2 protein-coding genes are annotated in these 2148 nt (G+C 73.5%); both read right to left on the bottom strand.

All coding sequences use genetic code 11. The features are described from left to right. Window positions 1-281: 281 nt before the first annotated feature. Window positions 282-863 carry a sugar kinase gene (locus tag GTW67_RS13185; protein ID WP_161165003.1) on the bottom strand — a complete coding sequence of 194 codons (582 nt, stop codon included), beginning with the start codon at window positions 861-863 and terminating at the stop codon, window positions 282-284. Beyond that, entirely contained in the window at window positions 860-2005 is a 1146-nt protein-coding gene (locus GTW67_RS13180; protein ID WP_161165002.1) for an ROK family glucokinase, read from the bottom strand. The genes GTW67_RS13185 and GTW67_RS13180 overlap by 4 nt, the downstream gene beginning before the upstream one ends. Window positions 2006-2148: the final 143 nt, after the last annotated feature.

Here is a 2148-nt window from a genome sequence, read left to right as displayed (position 1 = left end):
CCGGTGAGGGGGTCGCCCGTCGGGTCCCAGAAGGCGATCCGTCCGTCGCGCGGGAGGGGCGCGGGCAGGAAGACGGCGGCGAGCCGGGCGGGCACGGCGGGGACGGGCCGGTCGCGCTCCGCCGGCGCGTGCGGGCGCGGGGCCGTGGCGACCGCTCCGGTCGTGTCACTCATACGTTCTGTCACCTCCCGCCCGCGTCTCGGATCAACTGTCTTCGACTCTACGGGCGGGGTCTGACAATCGGCCCCGGCGGCCCCCAGGACGGCCGGGGACGGGCCCGGTCAGGGAACCGTCCGGGAGACCACGTACACCATCGGCCGGTCCGGATCGGACAGGTTGACGAGGACGTCGTGGGTGGGCGCGGGGTCCGCCTGCTGGTGGACGAGGCCCCACCACGGCCCGGGCCGGTCGAAGTTCCAGCCGGTGATGTGCTGGTCGCGGTCGCCGATGGCCGCCTTGTCGCGCTCCAGGTCGTCCCGGGTGACGCCGATGCCCGACAGGAAGGCGTCCAGGCCGGCGCCGGTGGTCTCGAACTGGACGTAGAGGCGGCTGGTCTTCCAGTTGTTGGTCTCGTAGTAGGCGACCTCTTCGGAGGGGACCGGGACGGGGACCTCGTAGAGGCGGCGCTGGAGCTTGGACGGCCAGCCCTCGGTCAGGCCGGTCGCCGAGTACTTGGCCTCCTTGACCTTGCCGCTGTCGCGGCTCTGGTTGGCGGAGATCACCAGGTAGCCGGCCGGGACGCCGATGAGCAGGACGATGATGAGCAGGGTGAGCGACCGCCGGCGGATCATGTGCCGACGGTCCTCGGCCGGCCGCTCGGGCTCCTGCGGCGAGCCCGCCGCCTCGGGGCGCGGGCCGGTCACTGCGACTCCTCGGACGCGCGGCGGGCCTCCGCGTACCGCTCGTAGCGCTCGTAGCGCTCCACCCGGCGCCGCTTGGCGCGGCGGAAGCGGCGGGCGACCAGGCGGGCCAGGTCGGCGGCGCCCACCATGCCGGCCTCGGGGCCGAGCTGGGCGCGGACGATGCGGGCCTCGGGGCGGTAGCCGCGGCCGGTGAGCTGGCGCTTGAACGCGTCGCGCGCGGGGCCGATCAGCAGGTCGTCGGCGGCGCTGACCCCGCCGCCGATCACGAAGCAGGAGGGATCCAGGGCGGCGGCGAGGTTGGCGATGCCGACGCCGAGCCACTGGCCGATGTCCTGGAGCAGCTCGACGCACATGGCGTCGCCCTCACGGGCCAGCTCCGTGATCATCGGGCCGGTGATGTCACCGATGCTGCCCTTGACGTGCTCGATGATCCCGTACGCCACCGGCGAGTCGGCGGCGGCCAGCTCGCGGGCCTCCCTGACCAGGGCGTTCCCCGAGCTGTACTGCTCCCAGCAGCCGCGGTTGCCGCACGGGCAGCGGTGGCCGCCGGGCACGACCTGCATATGGCCGAACTCGCCGGCGACGCCGTACTTGCCGCGCTTGACCTGGCCGTCCTCCAGGATGGCGCCGCCGATGCCGGTACCGAGCGTGATCATGACCAGGTGGTCCTCGCCGCGGCCGGCGCCGAAGCGCCACTCGGCCCAGGCGGCGGTGTTGGCGTCGTTGTCCACCAGGACGGGCACCGCGAGGCGGCCGGCGATGCGGTCGCGCAGGGGCTCGTTGCGCCAGGACAGGTGGGGGGCGAAGAGGACGCGGTTGCGGTCGGCGTCGACCCAGCCGGCCGCGCCGATGCCGACGGCGTGCACGTCGTGCCGGTCGGAGAGGTCCAGGACCAGCTCGACGATGGTGTCCTCGACGACCTTGGGGCTCTTGGACTTGTCCGGGGTCTCCGTGCGGAGCTTCTCCAGGATGTTGCCGTCCGCGTCGACGACGCCCGCCATGACCTTCGTGCCGCCGATGTCGATGCCGACCGTGGGCACGCGGGGTGCCGTGAGGTGCGAGCGGCGCTCTCTCGTGCCCACGGTGCGGACCGGGGCGCGGCGGGAGCCGATGGGGGCGGTGAAGTCGCGGTAGGTGCTCATCGGGTGCGATTCTGCCGTACGGCGGGGTTGGGCGGCGTACGCGACAGCGACGGGGTGGCTCGTCTCATAGTGCGACTGCGGGTGCGTCGTGGTTGTTCGCGCCCACGCGGCGGAGCCGCACATCGATACAGCCCCGCGCCCCT

It is taken from the genome of Streptomyces sp. SID5910 (assembly GCF_009862125.1).
GTDB lineage: Bacteria > Actinomycetota > Actinomycetes > Streptomycetales > Streptomycetaceae > Streptomyces.
The sequence above is the reverse complement of the archived record's forward strand: the minus strand, read 5'-3'. Positions and strand labels throughout refer to the sequence as shown.